The organism is Cellulomonas sp. McL0606, from assembly GCF_058248365.1.
Map to the genome: position 1 here is coordinate 1,209,045 of NZ_CM177779.1, position 24,448 is coordinate 1,233,492.

The 24,448-nt window shown below is 72.3% G+C and carries 16 protein-coding genes and 6 pseudogenes; 12 read left to right on the top strand and 10 right to left on the bottom strand.

Translation table 11 applies throughout. The features are described from left to right. Positions 1–11: 11 nt before the first annotated feature. From AC38ZX_RS06095 to AC38ZX_RS06110, 4 genes and pseudogenes are all read left to right on the top strand, one after another. Positions 12–1,160 (top strand): allantoate amidohydrolase, encoded by a 1,149-nt coding sequence (locus tag AC38ZX_RS06095; protein ID WP_491297313.1) that lies wholly within the window; start codon positions 12–14, stop codon positions 1,158–1,160. After that, entirely contained in the window at positions 1,157–2,470 is a 1,314-nt protein-coding gene (locus tag AC38ZX_RS06100) for a formimidoylglutamate deiminase (protein WP_491296713.1), read from the top strand. The genes AC38ZX_RS06095 and AC38ZX_RS06100 overlap by 4 nt, the downstream gene beginning before the upstream one ends. Then, positions 2,467–3,611 (top strand): annotated as a pseudogene (gene hutI, locus AC38ZX_RS06105) (imidazolonepropionase). The gene AC38ZX_RS06100 and the pseudogene hutI overlap by 4 nt, the downstream one beginning before the upstream one ends. A gap of 105 nt (positions 3,612–3,716) precedes the next feature. Further along, entirely contained in the window at positions 3,717–4,442 is a 726-nt protein-coding gene (locus AC38ZX_RS06110; protein ID WP_491296714.1) for a M15 family metallopeptidase, read from the top strand. Between the two features lie 79 nt (positions 4,443–4,521). On the opposite strand, the gene AC38ZX_RS06115 is transcribed toward AC38ZX_RS06110, so the two are convergent. From AC38ZX_RS06115 to AC38ZX_RS06150, 8 genes and pseudogenes are all read right to left on the bottom strand, one after another. Next, complete coding sequence (locus AC38ZX_RS06115) at positions 4,522–6,852, bottom strand: beta-glucosidase family protein (protein ID WP_491296715.1); 2,331 nt, start codon at positions 6,850–6,852, stop codon at positions 4,522–4,524. 19 nt (positions 6,853–6,871) lie between these two features. Beyond that, positions 6,872–7,873: a BadF/BadG/BcrA/BcrD ATPase family protein gene (locus AC38ZX_RS06120; protein ID WP_491297570.1), complete on the bottom strand. Its 1,002-nt coding sequence runs from the start codon at positions 7,871–7,873 to the stop codon at positions 6,872–6,874. 2 nt (positions 7,874–7,875) lie between these two features. Then, a complete protein-coding gene (locus tag AC38ZX_RS06125) occupies positions 7,876–8,895 on the bottom strand; it encodes a family 4 glycosyl hydrolase (protein WP_491297315.1) in 1,020 nt (339 codons plus the stop codon). An 88-nt stretch (positions 8,896–8,983) separates the two neighbouring features. After that, positions 8,984–9,178: pseudogene (locus AC38ZX_RS06130) on the bottom strand (family 4 glycosyl hydrolase); the annotation flags it as partial. 47 nt (positions 9,179–9,225) lie between these two features. After that, positions 9,226–9,999, bottom strand: coding sequence for a 6-phosphogluconolactonase (locus AC38ZX_RS06135; RefSeq protein ID WP_491296716.1), 774 nt, complete (start codon positions 9,997–9,999; stop codon positions 9,226–9,228). Positions 10,000–10,063: 64 nt separating this feature from the next. Then, positions 10,064–10,852, bottom strand: a complete 789-nt coding sequence (locus AC38ZX_RS06140) for a carbohydrate ABC transporter permease (protein WP_491296717.1) — start codon at positions 10,850–10,852, stop codon at positions 10,064–10,066. Positions 10,853–10,877: 25 nt separating this feature from the next. Next, positions 10,878–11,849 carry a carbohydrate ABC transporter permease gene (locus AC38ZX_RS06145; RefSeq protein ID WP_426594982.1) on the bottom strand — a complete coding sequence of 324 codons (972 nt, stop codon included), beginning with the start codon at positions 11,847–11,849 and terminating at the stop codon, positions 10,878–10,880. A gap of 3 nt (positions 11,850–11,852) precedes the next feature. Beyond that, a complete protein-coding gene (locus tag AC38ZX_RS06150; protein ID WP_491296718.1) occupies positions 11,853–13,163 on the bottom strand; it encodes an ABC transporter substrate-binding protein in 1,311 nt (436 codons plus the stop codon). A 261-nt stretch (positions 13,164–13,424) separates the two neighbouring features. Between AC38ZX_RS06150 and AC38ZX_RS06155 the strand changes: the two genes are divergently transcribed. Further along, a complete protein-coding gene (locus AC38ZX_RS06155) occupies positions 13,425–13,505 on the top strand; it encodes a hypothetical protein (RefSeq protein WP_491297316.1) in 81 nt (26 codons plus the stop codon). Beyond that, positions 13,502–14,086 (top strand): GntR family transcriptional regulator, encoded by a 585-nt coding sequence (locus AC38ZX_RS06160; RefSeq protein ID WP_491296719.1) that lies wholly within the window; start codon positions 13,502–13,504, stop codon positions 14,084–14,086. The genes AC38ZX_RS06155 and AC38ZX_RS06160 overlap by 4 nt, the downstream gene beginning before the upstream one ends. Positions 14,087–14,159: 73 nt before the next feature. Here AC38ZX_RS06160 and AC38ZX_RS06165 read toward each other — a convergent pair whose 3' ends face one another. Beyond that, positions 14,160–15,008 (bottom strand): HAD family acid phosphatase, encoded by an 849-nt coding sequence (locus AC38ZX_RS06165; protein WP_426594985.1) that lies wholly within the window; start codon positions 15,006–15,008, stop codon positions 14,160–14,162. 150 nt (positions 15,009–15,158) lie between these two features. Between AC38ZX_RS06165 and AC38ZX_RS06170 the strand changes: the two are divergent. The 4 genes and pseudogenes from AC38ZX_RS06170 to AC38ZX_RS06185 form a co-directional block, all read left to right on the top strand. Then, a pseudogene (locus AC38ZX_RS06170) lies at positions 15,159–16,614 on the top strand (amino acid permease). 118 nt (positions 16,615–16,732) lie between these two features. Next, positions 16,733–17,851 carry a pyruvate dehydrogenase (acetyl-transferring) E1 component subunit alpha gene (gene pdhA, locus AC38ZX_RS06175; RefSeq protein WP_491296721.1) on the top strand — a complete coding sequence of 373 codons (1,119 nt, stop codon included), beginning with the start codon at positions 16,733–16,735 and terminating at the stop codon, positions 17,849–17,851. After that, positions 17,851–18,852, top strand: a pseudogene (locus AC38ZX_RS06180) (alpha-ketoacid dehydrogenase subunit beta); the annotation flags it as partial. The gene pdhA and the pseudogene AC38ZX_RS06180, both read left to right, overlap by 1 nt. A gap of 81 nt (positions 18,853–18,933) precedes the next feature. Beyond that, a pseudogene (locus AC38ZX_RS06185) lies at positions 18,934–20,217 on the top strand (dihydrolipoamide acetyltransferase family protein); the annotation flags it as partial. A gap of 4 nt (positions 20,218–20,221) precedes the next feature. Here AC38ZX_RS06185 and AC38ZX_RS06190 read toward each other — a convergent pair. Beyond that, a complete protein-coding gene (locus AC38ZX_RS06190; RefSeq protein ID WP_491296722.1) occupies positions 20,222–20,812 on the bottom strand; it encodes an SACE_7040 family transcriptional regulator in 591 nt (196 codons plus the stop codon). Positions 20,813–20,914: 102 nt separating this feature from the next. Here AC38ZX_RS06190 and AC38ZX_RS06195 point away from each other — a divergent pair, with 102 nt between their 5' ends. Together AC38ZX_RS06195 and AC38ZX_RS06200 are read left to right on the top strand one after the other, a co-directional pair. Further along, the gene (locus AC38ZX_RS06195) at positions 20,915–22,513 is read left to right on the top strand and encodes a carboxyl transferase domain-containing protein (protein WP_491297317.1); all 1,599 of its coding nucleotides are present in this window, start codon (positions 20,915–20,917) and stop codon (positions 22,511–22,513) included. Between the two features lie 5 nt (positions 22,514–22,518). After that, positions 22,519–24,448: pseudogene (locus AC38ZX_RS06200) on the top strand (acetyl/propionyl/methylcrotonyl-CoA carboxylase subunit alpha).

Sequence of the window (24,448 nt, forward strand, 5' to 3'; positions counted from 1 at the left end):
CCTTCGCCCGGATGTGGGCGGACCTGGAGGGCGTCGGGCGCGCCGCCGACGGCGGCTACCGCCGGTTCGCCTTGACCCGCGAGGACCACACCCTCCGCGAGTGGTTCGCCGGTGAGGCGTCCGCGCGCGGCCTGGACCTGGTCATCGACCGCGCCGGCAACCAGTGGGCGTGGTGGGGTGACCCGGACGCGACCCCGGGTGTGGTCACCGGGAGCCACCTCGACTCGGTGCCCGGCGGCGGCGCGTTCGACGGACCGCTCGGCGTGGTCAGCGCGTTCGCGGCACTCGATCAGCTGATGGAGCGCGGCGTGACACCGGCCCGTCCGCTCGGCATCGCGAACTTCGTCGACGAGGAGGGCGCTCGCTTCGGCGTCGCGTGCGCCGGTTCGCGCCTGATCACCGGGGTCCTCGACGCGGACCGGGCGCGATCGCTCAAGGACGCCGACGGCGTGACGATGGCCGAGGCCCTGACCACCGCGGGCCGCGACCCGTCGACCCTGGGCCCGGACCCCGACACCCTGCGGCGCATCGCCTCCTTCGTCGAGCTGCACGTCGAGCAGGGCCGTGGGCTGGTGCACACGGGCGACCCCGTCGGCGTCGGCCGGATGATCTGGCCGCACGGCCGCTGGCGCGTCGAGCTGCGCGGCGAGGCCAACCACGCCGGCACCACCCCGCTGGCCGACCGGCGCGACCCGATGCTCGACCTCGCGGCGTTCGTCGGGCACGTCCGCACTGCCGCGCTCGACGCCGGCGCGCTGGCCACGGTCGGCAAGCTCCGAGTCGACCCGAACGGGGTCAACGCGATCCCGTCGCAGGTCACCGCGTGGCTGGACGTCCGGGCGGAGGACGAGTCCGCGGTCCGGGCGGTCCTCGACGCGCTCGCCGGCTACGCACCGGCCCAGGAGTCCTGGACCCCGGTCACGGTGCTCGATGCCGACCTGGCGGACACGGTCGTCGACGCGCTCGGCGGTACCCCCCGGCTGAGCACCGGCGCGGGCCACGACGCGGGCATCCTCGCTTCGGCCGGCATCCCGACGGCGATGCTCTTCGTCCGCAACCCGTCCGGCGTCTCGCACGCGCCGGCCGAGGACGCCGACGAGGCCGACTGCCTGGCGGGCATCGACGCGCTCACCGCGACGCTCGGCCGGCTCCTCGCGTGACCACCTACTGGGCGGAGCACGCGTGGCTGCCGGACGGCCTGGCGGCCGACGTCCGCATCGAGACCGCCGACGGTCGCATCACGGCCGTGGGACACGGCTCACGAGAGCCCACCGACCGTCGTCTCCCGGGTGTCGTCCTGCCGGGCTTCGCCAACGCCCACTCGCACGCGTTCCACCGGGCGCTGCGCGGGCGGACGCACGACCGCGGCGGCACGTTCTGGACCTGGCGGGAGCGGATGTACACGCTCGCGGCGACCCTGACGCCGGACGCCTACCTCGACCTCGCCCGCGCGACCTACGCCGAGATGGTGCTCGCCGGGGTCACCGCGGTGGGGGAGTTCCACTACCTCCACCACGCACCGGGTGGCCGGGCCTACGCGGAGCCGAACGTCATGGCCGAGGCGTTGCGCACGGCCGCACGCGACGCCGGCCTGCGGATCACCCTGCTCGACACCGCCTACCTCACGGGCGGGATCGACGCGCCGCTGGAGGGCGCCCAGCTGCGGTTCGGGGACGCCGACGCCGACGCGTGGGCCGCCCGCGTCGCCGCGATCCGGCCGGACGAGACGCTCACCGTCGGCGCCGCGATCCACTCCGTGCGGGCCGTCCCTCTCGATGACCTGCCGACCATCGCCGCCCACGCGAGCGGCCGCCCGCTGCACGTCCACCTGTCCGAGCAGCGCCTCGAGAACGAGCAGGCGCTGGCCACCTTCGGCGCGACGCCGACGCGGGTGCTCGAGAACGCCGGCGCGCTCGGCCCCGGCACCACGGCGGTCCACGCTGTGCACCTCACGCCGGAGGACGTCGCGATCCTCGGCTCGACGCGCACCGGCGTCTGCCTGTGCCCGTCGACGGAGCAGGACCTCGGCGACGGGATCGCGCCCGGGGCCGCGCTGCACGCCGCCGGCGCCCGCCTGTCGGTGGGCAGCGACCAGCACGTGCGCACGGACCTGCTGGCCGAGGCGCGGTCCGTCGAGCTGCACGAGCGCCTCGCCGCCGAGACGCGGGGCGTGCTCACCCCGGCCGACCTGATGACGCTGCTGACCACGGGCGGACACACGAGCCTCGGCGACCCGACCGGAGGGCGACTCGCCCCCGGCGCGCCCGCCGACCTGGTCGCGGTCCGGACGGACACCCCGCGGACCGCCGGCGCGGACCCCGCGCAGCTGGTGCTCGTCGCGGGGAGCGCCGACGTGGACACGGTCGTGGCGGGTGGCGTCGTGCGCGTCGAGGCGGGTCGGCACGTGCTCGGCGACGTGGGCGCCATGCTGGGCGCGGCGATCCGCGCCGCCTGGGAGGAGGCCCGATGACGTCGCACCTGCTCACGGGCATCGGCGAGCTTCGTCACGCACGACCCACGGTTCGACGGTCCGCTGCTCGACGCCGCGCTCGTGGCGGAAGACGGCTGCGTCGCCTGGGTGGGCCCGGCCGCGGACGCACCCGCCGCGGACCGTCGCACCGACCTGGCCGGCGCGGCGGTCGTCCCGGGTTTCGTCGACTCCCACACGCACCTCGTCTTCGCCGGCGACCGGGCCGCCGAGTTCGAGGCCCGCATGGCCGGCACCCCGTACACCGGCGGCGGGATCGCGACGACGGTCGCGGCCACCCGTTCGGCGTCCGACGTCGCCCTCAGGGCGCGGCTGGCCGCGCTGGCCGCAGAAGCGCGGGCCCAGGGCACGACGACCCTCGAGATCAAGAGCGGCTACGGCCTCGACGTCGCGACCGAGGAGCGTCTGCTCCGGCTGGCCCGCGAGGTCACCGTCGAGACGACGTTCCTCGGCGCGCACGTCGTCCCGCACGGGATCGACCGGGCCGACTACGTCGCGCTGGTCACCGGCCCGATGCTCGCGGCCTGCGCTCCCTATGCCCGGTGGGCCGACGTGTTCTGCGAGCCCGCCAGCCCGGTCGCGTTCGACGGGGACGAGGCCCGGGTCGTCCTGCTGGCGGCTCGGTCGGCGGGTCTCGGCCTGCGCGTGCACGGCAACCAGCTCGGTCCCGGTCCGGGCGCGCAAGCTCGCCGTCGAGCTCGGCGCCGCCAGCGTCGACCACTGCACGTACCTGTCCGACGGCGACGTCGACGCCCTGTCCGGCTCCGACACCGTCGCGACCCTGCTGCCCGGCGTCGAGTTCTCCACCCGTTCCCCGTATCCCGATGCACGCCGGCTGCTCGACGCGGGCGTCGAGGTCGCACTGGCCAGCGACTGCAACCCCGGGACGTGCTTCTCGACGTCGATGCCGCTGATGATCGCACTGGCGGTCCGCGAGATGCGGATGACCGTCGCGGAGGCCCTGCGCGCGGCGACGCTCGGCGGTGCGCACGCCCTGCGTCGGGACGACGTCGGACACCTGCGGCTGGGCGCCCGCGCCGACCTGGCCGTCCTCGACGCCCCGAGCCACCGGCACCTGGCCTACCGGCCGGGGGTCCCGATCGCGCGGGGCCTGACTCTCTAGGTGTGTTGGTCGATCTCGCGACGGGCGAGAGCCAGCCGATGGCGCAGCGGTCGAGATACTGGGCCGATGGGTCGTCGCGGATCGCACGTCGTCGTTGCGACGTGCGTGGTCCTCGCCGTCGCGGTCCTCGGCGCCTGCGACCCGGCTGCTCCGCTCGCGCCGTCCACCGCCCCACCGGACGTCACCGCGACGCGAGCGCCGCAGAAGTCGACACCGCCGCCCCCGATCCAGACCCCGACACCGGCGCCGGAGCCGGCGCCGGCGGCGTTCCGCTCGACGATCGCCACCATCACGCCCGACCTGGCGTCGCGGACGTCGTCGTCCTGGCGGCCCGGATGCCCCGTGGCACTCGAGGACCTGCGCTACGTGACCGTGAGCTACCACGGCTTCGCCGGCGAGGTGGCGCAGGGTGAGGTCGTCGTGCACGCCGACGCGGCAGACGAGATCGTCACGGTGTTCCACGCGCTCTGGGACGCCGGCTATCCGGTCCGGTCGATGAGGCTCGTCGACGACTTCGGCGCGAGCGACGACGCGTCGATGGACGCCGACAACACGTCCGCCTTCAACTGCCGCGCCGTGACCGGCGGCACGGGCTGGTCCGAGCACGCGTACGGGCGAGCGATCGACATCAACCCGAGAGAGAACCCCTACGTCGTCGGCCGCCACGTCGCGCCCTCCGCCGGGGCGGCATTCTCCGGCCGCCCGGACCTGCCGGGCGTGATCCACGACGACGACCTCGTGGTGCGGGCGTTCGCGTCCGTCGGGTGGGGCTGGGGCGGCGACTGGTCGTCACCCACCGACTATCAGCACTTCTCGGCGACGGGCCGGTGAACGGCGAGCACCGAGCCGAGCGCACGACGCCACCCGGCCCCCGTCACGGGGCCGGGTGGTGGGGAGGTCGCGGGGACGACTACCCGTGGTGGCCCTCCGTGAATCGAGACGCCCGGGCGAGGAGGAGCTCGGAGTCGGGCACGAGCGGCGAGACGCGGTCGTCGTCGGGCAGCGTGATGCTCGTGTCCAGCCGCAGGTCGCGGGACGAGGCGCCGACGGCGATCACGAACTCGCCGCCCTCGCGACGCCACTCGCCGGAGCGTCCGTCGGCGCGTGTCGCGGCGACGTCCCAGTACGCGAAGTCGCGGTTGGCCAGCGCGAAGACGACCGTCGTCGACGCGCCCGGCTCGAGCATGACCTTCTCGAACCCCTTGAGCTCACGCACCGGGCGACGCACGGCGGCGTCGGGGTCGCCGACGTACAGCTGCACGACCTCCTGGCCGGCGCGCGTGCCCGTGTTGGTGATCGTGCAGGTCACGCGAACGTCGCCGGCGGCCGGGTCGAGCACCTCGACGTCCAGCGAGGAGTACGCGAACGTCGAGTACGACAGGCCGTGCCCGAACGGGTAGCGCACGTCGCGGAGCAGGGCGTCGTACCAGCGGTAGCCGATGAACACGCCCTCGCCGTACTGCACGGTGCCGCGCTCGCCGGTCCAGGTGACGTACCCCGGCGAGTCCTGCACGGCGAGGGGGAACGTCTCGGCGACCTTGCCGGACGGGTTGACCCGGCCGAACAGGACGTCGGCGACGGCGGCCGCACCGGCCTGACCGGGCAGCCAGGCCTCGACGATGGCGTCGACGCGGTCGTGCCAGGGGTCCATGGTGACCGCCGCGCCGTTCGACAGGACGACGACGACGGGCTTTCCGAGGTCGGCGAGCCGGCCGAGGAGGGCGACGTGGTCGGACGGCAGCGAGAGCGTCGTCCGGTCGTCGGCCTCCTGCTCGAACGCGAGGGGCAGGCCGACGAAGGCGACGACGACGTCGGACTCGGCGGCCACGGCGACGGCCTCGTCGATCAGTCGCTCCGCCCGCGGGGACGGCGGGGCCGCCGCGACGTGCTCGGCGGCCGCCGCCATGCGCAGGGCACGGGCCAGCGCGGCCGACCGCCGGGCGGGCCCGGAGCCGTCGTCGACGAAGGTCGCGCCGTGCGCGGCCAGGTAGGAGTCGAGGTCGTCCTGGTAGTCGTCCTTCGGCGTGTGCACGTAGCCGGGCGCGTAGGTCACGCGGTCGCCGGCCAGCGCACGGATCGAGTCGAGCGCGTTCTCGACGCGGGTCGGGCTGACGCCGGACGAGCCGCCGCCCTGGATGCGGAAGCGGTCGGCGAACGCGCCGATCACGGCGATCCGGGCGTCGCCGTCCACGGCGAGGGGCAGGACCGGCGACGCCGCGGGCCCGTTGCGCAGGAGCGTGATGCACCCGGCGGCGGCCTCGCGGGCCAGCGCGTGGTGCGCGTCGGCGCCCAGCAGCTCGAGCTGCGTCTCCGTGAGGGCGTCGCCCGGCGCAGCGCCCAGGTCCATGACCGGCCCGTTCACCTGGTCCGGGCCGGGGTAGGCGCGGACGACGAGCTGCAGGACCCTGCGCGCCGCGCTGTCGACGACCGACTCGTCGAGCGCGCCCGACCGCACGGCCGCGACGATCTCCGCGTCGGTGCGACCGCCCGTGCCGGGCATCTCGAGGTCGAGGCCGGCCAGCAGTGCGGGGACGCGGTGGTGGACCGCGTTCCAGTCGGAGACGACGACGCCGTCGTACCCCCACTCGTCGCGCAGCACCTCGGTGAGCAACCAGTGGTTCTCCGAGGCGTGCAGCCCGTGCAGCCGGTTGTACGAGCACATGACCGTCCAGGGGTCGGCCTGCTCGACGACGCGCTCGAACGCGGAGAGGTAGATCTCGCGCAGCGTGCGCTCGTCCGCCTCGACCGAGATCCGCGTCCGCTCGATCTCCTGGTTGTTCGCCGCGAAGTGCTTGAGCGACGTTCCGACGCCGACCGACTGGACACCCTCGACGTACGCGGCTCCCAGGTCTCCGGAGTGCACCGGGTCCTCGGAGAAGTACTCGAAGTTGCGCCCGCACAAGGGGGAGCGCTTCATGTTCACGCCCGGGCCGAGCACGACCTGGACGCCCTCGGCCCGCGCCTCCTCGCCGATCGCCTGCCCGACGCGTCGCACCAGGTCCCGGTCCCACGAGGCGCCCATCGCGGACGCGGTCGGGAAGCCGGTGGCCGGCACCCAGACCATGTCGACGCCGGTCTCCTTGCGCAGGCCGTGCGGGCCGTCGCCGACCTCGATGGCCGGCACGCCCAGACGGTCGATCGTCTCGGTGTACCAGTCGTCGTGCCCGGAGAGCAGCGAGGCCTTCTCCTCGAGGGTGAGGGCGGCCAGGACAGCCTCGACGTCGAACGGGGGCGTGCTCATCAGGGGTGGTCCTCCGGGTTCAGGTGATCAGGAAGTCGTCGGGATGGTCGTCCCGGACGCGGGCGAGCAGGTCGGGCGTGATCTCGACCCCGCCCTCGGCGAGCGCGTCGAGCACCACGCCGCAGAGCGGTGAGGCCACCGCCACGCTGACCGGCGCCGCGGGTGCCACGCGTGCCAGCCCGGCGACGAGGGCGTCCCGCATCGCGGGGTGCTCCGAGGTGGCGACCGACCCGTTGAGCAGCACGGGCAGCTCGCCGGACGCGAGGTCGACGCCGACCCGCTGCGCGCACCACTGCGCGTAGCGGACGAACGCCTCGGCCTGGTCCACCACGATCCGGCAGGCCACGGGGTCACCGGCGCCGGCGGCGGCCAGGACCACGCGGGACGCCTGCCACAGGTCGCGCCTCGGTCGGGCGCCGAACCGCTGGGTGAAGGCGTGGCGCAGGTGCCACGCGTCCTCGACGCCGAACATCGTGGTGAGCTCGTCGGTCAGGGCCGTCGGCGGCGAGATCCCCATCCAGGCCCGGGTCACGGCCGCGAGCGCCGCGTTGCCGAGGCCCCCGCCGCCGAGGTCGTCGAACATGAACATGCCCGAGAACTCCTCGCGGCCGTCCGCCGAGCGGGCAGCGAGCGCGGGCCCGGTGCCGACCGTGATCGACAGCCCGACGCCGGTGCCGTCGATCAGGCGCAGCGACGCGAAGCCGTCGTTGAGGATGCTCCAGCGCCCGATCGCGCCGAGCGTCTCGCGCAGGTGCTCGTCCCAGAACCGTGCGTCCTCGGGGTAGTCGACGCCCGCGACGCGGAACGCCGCCGAGACGACGTCGTCCGGCGCGAGCCCGGCGTCGGCCAGGGCGTCGCCGACGGCTCCGAGCACGGCCGCGAGAGCGTCGTCGACGCTGGCCGCACCGTAGATGTCGCCGTTGCCGCCGCGGCCGCGCCCCAGGACGGTGCCCTCGCCGTCGACGACGAGGGCGACCGTCTTGGAGTTGCCGGCGTCCAGCGCCAGGTATGCGTCGCTCATGCCTAGGCGAGCAGCCGCTCGGGCAGGTAGGCGCGGTGGGCGTACGCCATCTCGTCGTAGAGCTCCTCGGCGACGCGGAGCGTCGGCACCATCGGGTTCGCGGCCAGCGCACGGATGCCGTCGGCACGGGTGCCCTTCCACGCGGCCTCGGCCGCGAGGTACTGGTACTCGGCCAGCTGCTGGACCAGGCCGCGCACGGCGTGCGGCAGCGGCTTCTGGGGGAGCGGCTTGACGCCCTGGCCGTCGACCGTGCACCACATCTCCACGACGACGTCCTCGTCGAACCCGGGGAGCGCGCCCCCGACGTTCGGGAGGTTGACGGGCAGACGCGCGCCCGTGTCGTTGTAGTGCGCGCTCATGACGTCGATCGCGAGCTCGAGCTCGTGGATGCCGCCGCGCGACCGCTTCGGGTCCAGGTCGGGAACCTCGACGCGCGACTGCTCCTCGTAGTGCTCCCAGTAGCCGGGGAGGGCGGCGAGCAGGTCCTCTGCGCGGGTGGTCCGGGCGCCCTGCAGCTCGCGCAGCACCTCCTCGCGGAAGTAGTAGTACTGGAAGTAGTCGGCCGGGACCGAGCGCATCGTCACGGCGAGCTGCAGCATGCGCTTGGCGAGGGTGCTGAGCGTCGGGTCGTCCTTGCGGGCCGCCCAGGCGGCGTCCAGCAGGGGCATGAGGTCCTGGCCGTCGTAGGTGTGCTCGGTCGACCAGACGTTGTGGTTGACGCCGGCCATGACGATCTCGGCCTTGTCGATGTCGAGCCCGGCCGCCCGGAGCACGGTCTTCGGGAACACGATGGGGCCCTCGCACATCGACCAGATCGTGCGGTCGGTGAACTTGGTGACGGCCTGGGAGACGATGTTCACCGGGTTGGTGTAGTTGAAGAGGATCGCGTTCGGCGCCACGGCGTCGAGGTCGCGGACGATGTCCTCGTAGATGTGGATCGAGCGCAGGGCCATGAAGAACCCGCCCGGGCCCTGGGTCTCCTGGCCGATGACGCCGTGCTTGAGCGGGATGCGCTCGTCCAGGGCGCGAGCCGCGAAGTTGCCGGGACGGGAAGCTCGACAGCACCGCGTCGGCGTCCGTGAGCGCGGCGCGGCGGTCCGTCGTCGAGCTGATGGTGATGTCGAGGTCCTGGGCCCGAGCGATCTTGGTCGCGATCGTCTCGACCGCCTGCAGGCGGTCCGGGTTCACGTCCTGGATCACGACCTCGGAGCCGGCGAAGTCCTTGGCGTGGGCCAGGAACGAGGCCATGGTCCCCGCGCCGCGCGAGGATCCACCCCCGATGTACACGAGCTTGATGGCTGCCATGTTGTGCGCTTCCTTCGATCGTCCTGCGGGAGGTTCTGGGTGTGTGGTCAGCGGCCCGCCGCGGCGGAGTCCGCCACGAGGGTCGGGTTCTTGCACTCGACGGCAACGGTCGCCGGCCAGTCGGACTCATAGGCGTCGGCCGAGGCCAGGCGGTGGAACGCGTGCCGCTTGTGCTCGCCGGAGACGATCATCACGACCTCGTGGGACAGGGAGGCGATCGTGTCGACGCCGACGGTGACGCCGTGCTCGGGGACCAGCTCGAGCTGCTTGAACGCCGGGAACGTCTCCATGTTGTCGCGGCGCGTCGCCAGGCCCAAGGGCGCGACGTGCGTCCGCGTCGGTCGCGGCGTCCCCGGCTGGTTGAAGGCGATGTGCCCGTCGCTCGCGCCCGACGCGAGGAGGAACAGGTCGACGCCTCCGGCCGCTGCGATCCGCTCGTCGTACGCGGCCGGGTCGGCGGGGTCGGGGATCCAGACCTCGCTCGGGGGCGTCGTGCCGGCCGCCCGGCACGCCGCGGCGATCGGCTCGAGGATCTCCCGGTGCGCGAAGCCCAGGCACGAGAAGGACTCACCGGGGTCCACGCGACGCAGACCCCCGTCGTCGGTCGGCACGACGTACTCGTCCATCATCACGATGACGAGCCGCGAGAGGTCGACCCCGTCGCCGGCGTGGCGCGCGAGCGCCCGGTACGTCGACGAGGCGGTGCGGCCACCGGGGCAGCCCAGAAGGAAAGGCTTGCCGCCGCCGGCTGTCGCGGCCAGGCGTTCGACGACCATCGCGGCGACCGCGTCGCCGACGGCGTCCGCGTCGGAGAAGAGCATGGGTTCGAGTGTCACTGCAGTACCCCTGAGAAGTTTGCTGGGTCGGATGGGCAGGGCGCTGCTGCTACTCCTTGATGGCGCCCGCGAGCATCCCGGAGATGAACTTGCGCTGGAACAGGACGTAGAGGATCAGCACGGGAGCGGCGACGAGGATGCCGCCCGCAGCCATGAGGTTGATCTGGGTCACGTACTTGCCCTGGAAGACGCCGAGCGCCACCGTGGCGGTCTGGTTGGCGCCGTGCAGGAAGACCAGGGACAGGAAGTAGTCGTTCCAGATCCACATGAAGCTCAGCAGGATGAGCGTGTAGATCGCGGGCCGGATGATCGGCAGCGCGATCAGGCGCAGCATCCGCAGCGGTCCGGCGCCGTCCAGAGCGGCCGACTCGAAGATCGAGCGCGGCAGCGAGCGGAACGCGGCCCGCATCCAGAAGACGCCGAACGGGACGCCCATGCCGAGCTGGATCAAGATGATCCCGGGTATGGAGTTCGTCAGCCCGACGGCCCTGAACTGGTAGTACAGCGGGACGATGATCGCCTCGGTCGAGATCATCATGCCGAGCAGGATGACCGGGAAGATCACCTTCTCGCCGACGACCCCGAGCACGCCGAACCCGTAGCCGCCGAGCACGGCCAGGAAGACCTGCCCGATGACCGCGCAGACCGCGATCGTGAGCGAGACGACCATGGCTCGCGAGAATCCCGCGAGCTGCCACGCCGTCGAGAAGTTGCTCCACGAGAAGCTCTGGACCCCGACCGGCTTCCCCGACCGCTCCGGGCTGAGCGCCGCGAGCAGGAAGGTGGCGACCGGGAAGAGCACGAGGATCGCCATGACCGTCAGGACGATGTAGTTCACTGTTCGTTCGCTGTTCCTGGTCACGTCAGTCCCTCTCCGCCACGCGGGTGATGATCAGCGCGATGACCAGGCACAGGGCCGCCATCGTGACGCCGATCGCCGCCGCGAGGCCTACCTGTGGGTTCTGGAATGCCGCCTTGTACAGGGCGACGGCCGGTGTGAGCGTCGACGTCCCTGGCCCCCCGTGGGTGGTGACCCAGACGAGGTCGAAGGTCCTCAGTGCCGCCGTGATGGTGAGCGTGAGGGCGATCGCGATCTGGCCGCGCAGGCCGGGCAGCGTCACCGCGAAGAACTCGCGGACGGGGCCGGCACCGTCGATCCGTGCGGCCTCGTACAGCTCCGGTGCGATCGCGGACGTGCCGGAGATGAACAGCACCATGCAGAAGCCGAACGTCACCCACGTCCCCACGAGCCCGAGGGCTGGGAGCGCCCAGGTGAAGTCCGCGAGCCAGACGCGGGTCAGCGAGTCCAGCCCGACGGCCCGCAGAACGGTGTTCAGCGGCCCGTCCGGCGCGTAGATCCGCTTGAAGACCAGCGCGACGACGACCGTCGTCATGACCTGCGGCAGGAAGAAGATCCACCGGTAGACGGCCATGCCGGGCTGCTTGGCCCGGGTCAGCAGCGCCGCCGAGAACAGACCGAGGGCGATCGGCAGGAGCGCGAAGAAGCAGATGAGCACGAGAACGTGCCCGAGCGTCGAGCGCAGGACCGGGTCGGTGATGAAGTGCACGTAGTTCTGGAAGCCGACCCAGGTCGCCGTGGAGACGCCGTCCCACTTGAAGAACGAGTACTGGATCGACTGCGCCAGGGGGACCAGGACGACGAACCCGTACGCGACGAGCGGGAGCGCCACGAAGGCGAGCCCGACCCACCGGTTCCGGCTCCGCACGGAGCGGCGCCGGGACCGGTGGACCTGGGACGAGCGCTCGTCCGACCGCTGCCCGGAGCGGGGCTCCGCGGCATCCTGTGCGGTCGTGCTGTGCGCTGACGTCGTCATGGATCAGCCCTGCTGCGCCAGGAACGCGTCCCGGTCGGTGTCCACGGCGGCCGTGAAGGCGTCCGGGGTCATCTTGCCGGCGTAGACGAGCTGGATGTTCTGGCTGAGGGTGTCGAGCATCGTCGGGCTGGACCAGTCGAAGTACGGCACGTAGCCGTCGTCGCTGTCGAGAGCCGCGGCTCCGGCCGACTCGCCGGTCAGGCTCAGCGAGGTGGCGGGGACCTTCACGTCCTTGGAGAGCGCGGGGACGAGTCCGAGGTCGGCCGCCTTCTGTGCCGAGGTCGGCGACATGAGGAAGTCGAGGAAGGCGGCGTCGACGTCCGGGTGCTTGCTCTTCGCCGAGACGACCAGCGCGCCCGGGGCCGCGCCCACGCCGACGGTCGAGCCGCCGTCCTGGGGCAGCTGGATGTAGCCGAAGTGCTTCTGCTGCTCGGCGTTCAGACCCAGCGAGCCGGTGTACTCCCAGCGGAACACGCCCTGGCCGCCGACGAAGTTCGAGACGGCGGTCTGGTAGTCGATGCCCTCGAACGAGTCGGGGTAGTAGCCCTCGTCGGCCCACTTCTTGACGGTCGTGATGGCGTCGGTCATCGCGACGTCGGTCGCCTTCACCGAGGCATCGCCGTAGGTGTAGTCGTTGAGCTTGGTCTTGTCGGCCAGCAACGCCTGGACGCCCAGGAGGGCCGTGGTCGAGCCGTCCATGCTGCCGTACTCGAAGGGCACCTCGCCGGCGGCCTTCGCCTTGGCGGCTGCCGCCTCGAGCTCGGCCAGGCTCGTGGGCGGGTCGATGCCCAGCGCCTTGAGCTTGTCGGCGTTGTAGTACAGGCCGATGAGGGACGCGCGGGCGACCGGCGTCGCGAACCACGACCCGTCACCCATGGTCGAGAAGTCGGTCGTGAACTTGTTCTGCCGCTGGATCGTCGTGGGCACGTTGGTGTCCCAGCCGTACGACTTCGCGTAGGAGTCCAGGTTGAGCACCAGACCGCCCTTGGCGAGCGTGCCGAGCGAGGCCCAGCCGTTGTTCGCCGTCGCGATGTCCGGGCCGGACGCGTCCTGCAGCTGCAGGTTCAGCGTCGAGTTGCGCTGACCCCAGTCCTCCGACGTGCGGGCGACCGTGACGTTCGGGTACTTGGCCTCGAAGTCCTTGATGACCGCGTCGACCCAGTCGCCCTCGGCCGAGCCCCAGAAGTCGGTGAGCTTGATCGTGACGTCTCCTGCGGACGCGACGTCCGTCGAGACGTCGGTCGGTGCGTCTGCCGCGGTGCCCCCACTGCTGGGCGCGCACGCCCCCAGCGTCAGCGCGATGCCTGCAGCCACAACAACGGTCGCTGCGGCACGTACACGGTGAACCCTCATCATCACTCCGATGCGTTCTGGCCATCTCCGGGTGTGTCACCCGGCGGGGCATCCTCGCCCCGTCGACCGATGGGAGGACCGTAACAAGAAATGAACCAGTTAGTCCAGTCGTGATCCAGAATCGACCACTGGTGATCCAGTTAGTCAACTGGTACCGTTCCGGTCGTGACGACAACCAGGGCAGCCGAGCATGCCTACGAGCAGCTGGCGCATCACCTCCGAGTGGGTCGGTTCGCGGCCGGCGCCCGCCTCCCGGGCGAGCGGGAGCTCTCCGAGGCAGCGGCGTCAGCCGAGCGACCTTGAGGGCGGGCCTCGGCCGGCTCGAGTCCGAGGGGCAGGTGCACCGTTCCGCCCAGCGCGGCTGGTTCGTGCCGCGCCAGGTGATCGGCGAGCCCCCCAGCACGCTCCAGACCTTCAGCGAGATGGCCCACGCGCGCGGTCTGCGTCCCACCGCGCGGGTCCTGCGCCAGGAGGTGCGCCCGGCCACCATGGACGAGGCCGACAAGCTGCGCATCGCTCCGGCCTCACCGGTCATCCAGATCGACCGGCTGCGCGGGATGGACGGCACACCGGTGTGCTTCGACGTCGTCGTTCTGCCCGAGCATCGGGCGGCTGGGTTGCTTGAGGCCGACCTGACCGACGCGTCGCTCTACGACGAGCTGCGCTCGCGGTGCGGGATCGCCATCCACCGGTCCGCGTACACGCTGACGGCGGCGCTGGCCGACGCCGACCTGGCCCGGCTCCTCGAGACCACCGTCGGTGCGGCGGTGCTCGTCGGCGACGAGGTGGCGTACACGAGCGACGGCACCCCCGTGCTCATCGGCTTCAACAAGTACCGCGGCGACGCCTACCGGTTCGCCGCGGACCTGTACCGGCCGGTCTGACGACTGGCCGTGGGACCGCTCCGCCCGCTGCTGGCGGAGCGGTCCCACGTCATGCGCGTGACGCGCTACCGCCTCACGGCAGGTAGTAGTTCGGGTTCGGCATCTTGAAGGTCCGGTCCGCCGAGCCACCCTTGAGGTCGCTGTACTGGTCGCCGAAGTTCGCGACGATGTCGTAGCCCAGCGACTCGATGTGGGCGCGGGTGGCGGACTTGTAGTGGATCGTCGTGCACTTGCCGCCCGGGTCGGCGGCGCAGGCCGCCTTGAGGTAGTCCGGGTAGGCGCTGACGTCGGGCTTGGTGAACAGACCGTCCTCGCCGTCGTTGAGCGCCGTGGGCGCCGGGTAGCCGGCGTCGACACCGATGCCGTCGGCGGTGAGGTTGCCCAGCGTCGCGGCCTCCTGGGAGGTCGGGCGGCCGGTCAGGTAGAAGACCGCGTAGCCCTCCTGCGCGGCCGCGGTGGCCATGGCCACCATGCCCGGGGTGGCGGGGAACAGCTGGCCGTTCACGTAGTCGGCGTTGGTGGTCGGGTTGTAGGCCCAGTTGCTGACCAGCTCGTAGTTCCACGTCGTCAGCGTGGTGTCGTCGACGTCGAGGACGATCGCCTTCGTCGCGTTGTCGCCCTTGGCCCAGTGGCCGTGGTCGTGCTGCTTGGCGGCGAGCCAGTGCGCGCCCGAGTCGGCCACCGCGGACGCCTCCTTGGCGTAGTTGCCCTGCGGGTCGAACACGCCGGTGCCCAGCGGGTCGCCGTAGTAGTTGCGGATCTGCTGGCGCAGCACGTCGATGTTGGTGACCTGGTCGGCCGAGTGCGGGGTGGACGTCGAGATGGCGGGCTGGGCGGTGACGGCGTAGGCGGTGCCGGCCGCGGCGAGGGTCGCGGCCACCGCGGTCGCGACGATCACCGAGCGTCGGGTGCGTGCTCGCATGTCACATCTCCTCCTGAGGGGGCAATTCGGACGACTGGACGGTAGTCCCACTTCGACGTGCGGCGCGCGCGGAGCGACCCGTCGCGCGCGACCCCCCAGGTTCCGCGACACTTTTTCCTGACCATCAGGGGCGAGTCGGGGGAGCTGGTCATGAGCCTGTTGCGCACCAAGTCCGTCGAGCAGTCGATGGCGGACTCCGAGGAGCCGGAGTTCAAGCTCAAGCGCTCGCTGAGCGCGCTCGACCTGATCGTATTCGGCGTCGGCGTGGTGATCGGCGCGGGCATCTTCACGCTGACCGGTCGGGCGGCGCACCAGGTGGCGGGACCGGCCATCGTCCTGTCCTTCGTCTTCGCGGCGGTCTGCTGTGCGCTCGCGGCGATGTGCTATGCCGAGTTCGCCTCGACCGTCCCCGTCTCCGGGTCGGCCTACACGTTCAGCTACTCGAGCCTCGGTGAGATCTTCGCGTGGATCATCGGGTGGGACCTGATCCTCGAGATGTTCCTGGGCGCCAGCGTCGTCGCGCAGGGCTGGAGCGCGTACCTCGGGGTTCTGCTCGACAACCTCGGCGTCACCGTCCCCGAGTCGATCGGGTACGGCGGCGTCGTCGACCTGCCGGCCATCGCGCTCGTGGTCGTGCTCGGGGTGCTCATCACCATCGGGATCAAGGAGTCGTTGCGGGTCAACCTCGTGCTCGTCGCGCTCAAGCTGTTCGTGGTGCTCTTCGTGATCGTCGCCGGCATCCAGTTCATCTCCCGGGACAACTACCGTCCGTTCATCCCGCCGGCGCAGGCCACGGAGGCGACCACCGGGCTGACCCAGCCGCTCCTGCAGGCGATCGCCGGCGTCGAGCCTTCGACGTTCGGCTGGGGCGGGGTGGTCGCCGGCGCCGCGCTCGTGTTCTTCGCGTTCATCGGGTTCGACGTCGTCGCGACGACCGCCGAGGAGACCCGCAACCCGCAGCGCGACCTGCCGATCGGGATCATCGGCTCGCTGATCATCTGCACGATCCTCTACTGCGCCGTCTCGATCGTGGTGACCGGGATGGTCAGCTACGGACAAGCTCGACCCCGAGGCGGCACTGGCGAACGCGTTCACCGCGCACGGCCAGGACTGGATGGCGACCGTGATCTCCGCGGGCGCGGTCGCGGGCCTGACCACCGTGGTGCTCACTCTGATGATCGGCGGCAGCCGGGTGATCTTCGCGATGAGCCGCGACCACTTGCTGCCCGTCGTGCTGGCCAAGGTGCACCCGACGTTCCGCACGCCCTGGGTGATCACGGTGGTCGTCACTGTCGTCGTGGCGCTCGTCGCCGGGCTGACGCCCGTCGGGGTGCTCGAGGAGATGGTCAACATCGGCACGCTCAGCGCGTTCGTGCTGGTCAGCCTGGGCGTGCTGGTGCTTCGCCGCAAGCGTCCCGATCTGCCGCGCTCGTTCCGGGTGCCCTGGGTGCCGGTCCTGCCGCTCGTGTCCGCGGCGGTGTGCCTGTACCTGATGCTCAACCTGTCCGTGGAGACGTGGCTGCGGTTCCTGATCTGGCTCGTCGTGGGGTTCGTCGTGTACTTCGGCTACTCCGTGCGCCGGTCGCGCCTGGCGCACTCGGGGTAAACGACACCCGCTCCAAGCATGGGCATGACGGCTCTCATGGACTTACATTGGCGATACATCAGGCAATGGGGCCCAGCTTCACAAGAGCGACGGCTCCGCCACCCCAACGGAGCGAAACATGTTGCGTTCAGATGTGTCAGTCAGTCCTGCCCGGCCGACGAAACAGCCCCTGACCGGCGATCTCGTCCAGCTCGTGACGCCAGACGGCGTCCGTCGGGACGACCCCGTGTACGACCCGGTGGTCGCCGACGTCGACGACGAGCAGCTCACCAGCCTCTACGAGGACATGGTCGTCGCGCGCCGCTTCGACACCGAGGCCGTCGCGCTCCAGCGGCAGGGGCAGCTCGGGCTGTGGCCGCCGCTGCTGGGCCAGGAGGCCGCGCAGATCGGCTCGGCCCGGGCTCTGCGCGACGACGACTTCGTCTTCACCAGCTATCGCGAGAACGGTGTGGCGTACTGCCGCGGCGCGCAGCCCCGTGACCTCGTGCGCGTCTGGCGCGGAACCGCGCTGTCCGGATGGGACCCGCGCAGCATCGGCATGGCGACGCCGCAGGTGATGATCGGCTCGCAGGTCCTGCACGCCACCGGGTACGCGCTCGGCTGCGCCAAGGACGGGGTGGACTCGGTGGCGGTCGCGTACTTCGGCGACGGCGCCACCAGCAAGGGCGACGTGCACGAGGCGATGGTGCTCGCCGCGAGCTTCCGGGCGCCGGTCGTCTTCTTCTGCCAGAACAACCAGTGGGCGATCTCCGAGCCCGTGGACCTGCAGGCGCAGCGGCCGATCGCCGAGCGCGCGTGGGGCTACGGCATCCCCAGCATCCGGGTGGACGGCAACGACGTCCTCGCCGTCCTCGCCGCGACGCGCGTCGCCCTGGACCGGGCACGACGCGGCGACGGCCCCACCTTCATCGAGGCGGTCACCTACCGGATGGGTCCGCACACCACGTCCGACGACCCGACGCGCTACGTCGAGCCGTCGCAGAAGGCGGCGTGGGCGGCGAAGGACCCGATCGCCCGGCTCGAGCGCCTCCTGCGGCTGCCCGAGGAGCGCACCGCAGCGATCACTCGGACGGCCGACGCGTTCGCGTCCGCGATGCGCGAGGCCTGCTACGGCCTGCCCGACCCGGAGCCGCTGAGCGTGTTCGACCACGTCTACGTCGAACCGACCGCACCGCTGGAACGTCAACGCAGCCAGTACGCCGCCTACCTGGCGATGTTCGAGGGGGGCGACGCCTGATGGCCACCATGACGATGGCCGCGGCGCTCACCTCGGGCCTGCGGCACGCGCTCGACGACGACCCGACCGTGGTGCTGCTGGGCGAGGACATCGGCCGGCTCGGGGGAGTGTTCCGGGTGACCGACGGGCTGCAGCGCGACTTCGGCGCCGACCGCGTGATGGACGCACCGCTGGCCGAGTCCGGGATGATGGGCGTCGCCGTCGGCCTCGCGTACCGGGGGTACCGCCCGGTGGTCGAGATCCAGTTCGACGGCTTCGTGTTCCCCGCCGTCGACCAGCTGGTCACGCAGGTGGCGCGCATCCACTACCGCACCGGCGGCGCGGTCCGGATGCCCATCACGGTGCGCATCCCGTACGGCGGCGGCATCGGCGCGGTCGAGCACCACTCCGAGTCGCCCGAGGCCTACTTCGCGCACACCCCGGGTCTGCGCGTGGTCACGTGCGCCGGTCCGCAGGACGCGCACACGATGATCCGGCAGGCGATCGCGTGCGACGACCCCGTCGTCTTCTTCGAGCCGAAGCGGCGCTACTGGGTCAAGGGCGAGGTCGAGGAGACCGTGCACGACGCTCTGCCGCTGGACCGCGCGCGGGTGGTGGTCGAGGGTTCCGACGCCACGGTCGTCGCCTACGGCCCGCTCGTCGTGACCGCCCGGGACGCCGCGCTCGCGGCGCGGGACGACGGGCTGTCGATCGAGGTGGTCGACCTGCGTTCGCTGTCGCCGCTCGACCTCGACACCGTCGAGGCGTCCGTGCGCAAGACCGGTCGGCTGGTGGTCGCGCACGAGGCCCAGCGCAGCGGCGGTCTCGGTGCGGAGATCGTCGCGGGGGTCGTCGACCGCTGCTTCGACGCGCTCCGGGCGGCCCCCGAGCGGGTGACCGGGTTCGACACGCCGTACCCGGCGGCGAAGGTGGAGGAGCACTTCCTGCCGGACCTCGACCGCATCCTCGATGCCGTCGACCGCGTCCTGGGCAGAGCGAGCTCCCCTGACAGGGTGGAGGGCGTCATGAGCACCACGGTCCGGACGATCACGCTGCCCGACCTGGGCGAGGGCCTCACGGAGTCGGAGCTGGTCGAGTGGACGGTCGCCGTCGGCGACACCGTCGAGCTCAACCAGGTGGTGGCCGAGGTGGAGACGGCGAAGGCGCTGGTCCAGCTGCCGTCGCCCTACGCCGGGGTCGTGGCGGAGCTGCTGGTCGCGCCCGGAGCGACCGTGCCCGTCGGCGCGCCGCTCCTGACGATCGCCGTCGAGGTCCCCGCCGTGGTCGACGACCCGCACCCGCCGGCGGCGCCCGAGCGGGTGTCCGTGCTGGTCGGGTACGGGCCGCTGGTCGAGGGGTCGACGAGGCCGACGCGTCGGTCCCGCTCGGCGGGCTGGTCGGCCGGCCACCCGGTCGCCGAACCCGCACCGCGAGGCCCGGGCGTCCCCCGGGGCACGCTCAATCCGCTGGTCCGCAGCTTCGCGCACGACCTGGGCGTCGACCTCGACTGGGTGGAGGGGACCGGCACGGACGGCGCGATCACCCGCGAGGACGTGCTCCGGATCGTGTCGGGCAACGGCCCGGCGCTCAGCGCGCACCGGCCCAGGCCGCACACCCCGGCCCCGGCCCGGACCCCGGCCCCGAAGGCGGAGCCCGCTCCGCCCCGCGCCGAGCCGGACAGCACGGCGCGGGAGGTCCGCATCCCCGTCGCGGGCGTCCGCAAGCAGACCGCCGCGGCCATGGTGGCCAGCGCGTTCACGGCTCCGCACGCGTCGACCTCGCTCACGGTCGACGTCACCCCGGCCATCGAGCTGCTCGAGGCGTTCCGCGCCGACCGCTCGCTCGCGGGTCACCGGATCACCGTGCTGACGCTGGTGGCCAAGGCGGTGACGATCGCGCTGCACCGCAACCCCACGCTCAACGCGCACTGGGACGAGGGCGCCGGCGAGATCGTCCAGTACGGCTACGTGGACCTCGGCATCGCGGCGGCGACCCCGCGCGGGCTGCTGGTGCCGAGCATCAAGGACGCCGACCGGCTCCGGCTGCCGGAGCTGGCCGACGCGATCGCCGCCCTCACCGAGGCCGCGCGGGCGGGCACCACGACGCCGGCCGACCTGACCGGAGGCACGATCACGATCACCAACATCGGGGTGCTCGGCGTGGACACCGGCACGCCGATCCTGGTGCCCGGCCAGGCGGCGATCCTCGCGATGGGCGCGATCCGTCGGCAGCCGTGGGAGTTCCAGGACCAGATCGCCCTGCGGCACGTCATGACGCTGAGCGTCTCCTTCGACCACCGCCTCGTCGATGGCGCCGAGGCGGCCCACTTCCTCACCGACGTCGGCGGGGTCCTGGCGCGCCCGGGATCGGTGCTGAGCCTGGTGTAGGGGTTCAGTGGCCGAGCGCGGCCAGCGCCATCTGCGCCAGCAGCGTGCGGGTTCGGGTCAGGGTGACCGACCGCGCGCTGTGCGGCGTCGAGTTGAGCAGCCCGAACGTCGCCTGCGCGCGCAGCCGGAGCTCGGCGCGCTCGGTCGAGGGGCTCAGCCGGCCGAGCACGTCGACCCACAGGTCGACGTAGCGGCGCTGCAGGTCACGGACCGACTCGCGGTCGTGTGCGGTGAGCGCGGCCAGGTCGCGGTCCTGCACGCGGATGACGTCGGGGTCGCGCAGGGCGAAGTCGACGTGGAACCGGACCAGCGCGCGCAGGGCGGCTGGGTCGTCGTCGGCGGCCGCGACCACGGCGCGACCGCCCACGAGCAGACCCTCGCTGACCCCGACGAGGAGGGCGGCGAGCACGGCCTGCTTGCCGGCGAAGTGCCGGTACACGGCGGGCCCGCTGATCCCGACCGACGAGCCGAGGTCCTCGATGGACACGCCGTCGAAGCCCCGCGTGGCGAACAGGTGGGCGGCCGACGACAGCAGCGCGGCTCGCCGTTCGGCCTTGGCGCGGCCGCGGGCGGTCGGGGCGGCATCCAGCGTCACGGCACTCCTTCCGTGGACAACGGTCTGCACGAACTGTAGCCTGATTTCAGTTAGCGACCCCTAACTCAAGTGTGCTCCAGCCACCCCTTGGAGACAGCGTCGATGGAGATGCTCGCCACCGCGGCCGACCCGACGGCCGACGCCTACCGCGCGAACGACGCGGCCCAGCGCGCCCTCGTCGCGGAGCTGGACGCGAGGCTCCGCACGGTGGCCGAAGGCGGCCCGCAGAAGTCGCGGGATCGGCACGTCGCCCGCGGCAAGCTGCTGCCCCGCGAGCGGATCGACGTGCTCCTCGACGACGGCAGCCCCTTTCTCGAGGTGGCGCCGCTGGCCGCCGACGGGCTCTACGACGGCGAGGCGCCGGGCGCCGGGGTGATCGCCGGGATCGGGCTCGTGCACGGCCGGCACGTCATGGTGCTGTCCAACGACGCGACCGTGAAGGGTGGCACCTACTACCCGCTGACGGTGAAGAAGCACCTGCGGGCGCAGGAGATCGCGCTCGAGAACCGGCTGCCGTGCCTGTACCTCGTCGACTCCGGGGGCGCCTACCTGCCCAAGCAGGACGAGGTGTTCCCCGACCGGGACCACTTCGGTCGCATCTTCTTCAACCAGGCGCGGATGTCCGCGCAGGGGATCCCGCAGGTCGCGTGCGTGATGGGCTCCTGCACGGCCGGCGGCGCGTACGTCCCCGCGATGAGCGACGAGACCGTGATCGTGCGCGGCCAGGGGACGATCTTCCTGGGCGGGCCGCCGCTGGTGAAGGCGGCGACCGGCGAGGTGGTGAGCGCGGAGGACCTGGGCGGCGGCGAGCTGCACGCGCGCAGGTCGGGCGTCGTCGACCACCTGGCCGAGAACGATGCGCACGCGCTGCAGATCGTGCGGGACATCGTCGCCACCCTGCCCGTCTCGCGCCACCAGGCCTGGGACGTCACGGAGAGCCGACCGCCCGCCGTGGACGAGGGTCAGCTGTACGGCGTCGTCCCGACCGACCTGCTCACCCCGTACGACGTGCGCGAGGTCATCGCGCGGCTGGTCGACGCCAGCGAGCTGCACGAGTTCAAGCGCGAGTACGGCACGACGCTGGTGACCGGTTTCGCGCGCCTGCACGGGCACCCCGTGGGCGTCGTCGCGAACAACGGCGTGCTGTTCAGCGAGTCGGCGCTCAAGGGTGCGCACTTCGTCGAGCTGTGCGACCAGCGCGGCATCCCGCTCGTGTTCCTGCAGAACATCAACGGCTTCATGGTCGGCCGGGACTACGAGGCCGGCGGCATCGCGAAGCATGGCGCCAAGATGGTGACGGCCGTCGCGACCACCCGCGTGCCCAAGCTGACGGTCGTCATCGGCGGCTCGTTCGGGGCGGGCAACTACTCGATGTGCGGGCGCGCCTACGACCCGCGGTTCTTGTGGATGTGGCCCGCCAGCCGGATCTCGGTGATGGGCGGGCCGCAGGCGGCGTCGGTGCTGGCGACGGTCCGCCGCGACCAGCTGGGCGATGACTGGAGCCTCGAGGACGAGGAGGACTTCAAGGCGCCCCTGCGCGAGCAGTACGAGACCCAGGGCAGCCCGTACTACGCCACCGCACGGCTGTGGGACGACGGGATCATCGACCCCGCCGACACCCGGCGGCTGCTCGGCATGGCCCTCGACGTGTGTGCGGCGGTGCCGCTGGACGAGCCGCGCCTCGGCCTGTTCCGGATGTGACCGCCGTGTTCCGGACCGTTCTCGTGGCCAACCGCGGAGAGATCGCCTGCCGCGTGATCGCGACGCTGCACCGCATGGGGATACGGGCTGTGGCGGTGTACACGCCGGAGGATCGCGACGCGCTGCACGTCGCGCGCGCCGACGAGGCGGTGCGGATCGGGAGCTACCTGTCGATCGGTGACGTGGTGCAGGCGGCCGCGGCGACCGGTGCGGAGGCGATCCACCCCGGCTACGGCTTCCTCTCCGAGAACGCCGACCTGGCGCGGGCGTGCGAGGCGGCCGGGTTCGTCTTCGTCGGGCCCGGCGTCAAGGCCCTGGAGGTCATGGCCGACAAGATCCGCGCCAAGGAGCACGTGTCGGCGGCGGGTGTGCCGGTGATCCCCGGGGCGGCGCTGACCGGGACCGGCGACGACGACGCCGCCGACCGCGTCGGGTACCCGTTGCTGGTGAAGCCGTCGGCGGGCGGGGGCGGCAAGGGCATGACCGTCGTCGTCGACCGGGCGGACCTGCCCGCCGCGCTCGGGGGCTCCCGGCGCGTGGCCGCCGCGGCGTTCGGCGACGACACGCTCCTGGTCGAACGCCTCGTGAGCACCCCGCGGCACATCGAGGTGCAGCTGCTGGCCGACGGCTTCGAGCACGTCATCCACCTCGGCGAGCGCGAGTGCTCCCTGCAGCGCCGGCACCAGAAGGTCGTCGAGGAGGCGCCGTCGCCGCTGCTGTCGGCCGCGACGCGAGACCGGATCGGCTTGGCGGCGTGCGAGGTGGCGCGCAGCGTCGGCTACGTCGGCGCGGGGACCGTCGAGTTCCTGGTGTCCGACGAGGCACCGACGGAGTTCTTCTTCATGGAGATGAACACCCGGCTGCAGGTGGAGCACCCCGTCACCGAGCTGGTCACGGGCCTCGACCTGGTCGAGTGGCAGCTGCGGATCGCCGCGGGCGAGCACCTGACGGTCGCGCAGGAGGACGTGGTGCTGACGGGCCACGCGGTCGAGGCGCGCGTCTACGCCGAGGACCCGGCTCGAGGATTCCTTCCGTCGGCCGGGCGCGTGCTCGCGCTCGACGAACCCTCGGGCGAGGGGGTCCGGGTCGACAGCTCCCTGGTCGAGGGCCTGACGGTCGGGTCCACCTACGACCCGATGCTCGCCAAGGTGGTCGCGTGGGCGCCGACGCGCGACGGGGCGATCGCGCGGCTGGACGCTGCGCTGGCCCGGACCACCGTGCTCGGCGTGCGGACCAACATCGAGTTCCTCCGCACCGTGCTGGCCGACGGCGACGTCCGGGCCGGTCGGCTCGACACGGGCCTGCTCGGTCGCCTCATCCCGCGGCTGGCGCCGCGCACGCCGCCGGTCGAGGCCTACGCCGCGGTCGTGCTGGTGCGGTCCTCCGGAACGACCGCGGACGCCTGGCGCCTCGACGGCTGGCGGCTGGGCGACCCGCGCCCGGTCCGGTACGACGTCGACGGCGTCGAGGTCGAGGTGCTCGGCACGGCGGTGACCGTCGCCGGACACCCGCCCGTGACCGCCGGCGCCGGTGGATCGGTCGAGGTCGACGGCGTGGTGCACCGGCCGCGCGTCGCGTCCGACGGACCCGTCACGTGGGTGGGTGAGGGCGGGTCGGCGTTCGAGCTTCCGCGTCCGCAGCCGCCTCGAGCGGATGGTCGGCGAGCTCGCCGACCGCACCCGCGACGCGCGCCCGGTCGACCCGCAGGTCCGGTCGCCCATGCCCGGCACCGTCGTCTCGATCGACGTCGCCACCGGAGACACCGTCGTCGCCGGCCAGGTCCTGCTGACCATCGAGGCCATGAAGATGGAGCACCGGATCGCCGCGCCCTGCGACGGCGTCGTCACGCTCTCGGTCCGACCGACCGAGCAGGTGGCCCTCGACCGCGTGGTCGCCACCATCACGGGCACGCCCCCACGAAGGGATCCGCAATGA

Bases quoted from the DNA above. Each gene is read 5' to 3' on its own strand.
- AC38ZX_RS06095 (WP_491297313.1), top strand. From the start codon at position 12: ATGTGGGCGGACCTGGAGGGCGTCGGGCGCGCCGCCGACGGCGGCTAC.
- AC38ZX_RS06115 (WP_491296715.1), bottom strand. From the start codon at position 6,852: ATGAGCACGCCCCCGTTCGACGTCGAGGCTGTCCTGGCCGCCCTCACC.
- AC38ZX_RS06120 (WP_491297570.1), bottom strand. From the start codon at position 7,873: ATGAGCGACGCATACCTGGCGCTGGACGCCGGCAACTCCAAGACGGTC.
- AC38ZX_RS06135 (WP_491296716.1), bottom strand. From the start codon at position 9,999: ATGCTCTTCTCCGACGCGGACGCCGTCGGCGACGCGGTCGCCGCGATG.
- AC38ZX_RS06145 (WP_426594982.1), bottom strand. From the start codon at position 11,849: ATGACGACGTCAGCGCACAGCACGACCGCACAGGATGCCGCGGAGCCC.
- AC38ZX_RS06165 (WP_426594985.1), bottom strand. From the start codon at position 15,008: ATGCGAGCACGCACCCGACGCTCGGTGATCGTCGCGACCGCGGTGGCC.
- pdhA (WP_491296721.1), top strand. From the start codon at position 16,733: ATGTTGCGTTCAGATGTGTCAGTCAGTCCTGCCCGGCCGACGAAACAG.
- AC38ZX_RS06195 (WP_491297317.1), top strand. From the start codon at position 20,915: ATGGAGATGCTCGCCACCGCGGCCGACCCGACGGCCGACGCCTACCGC.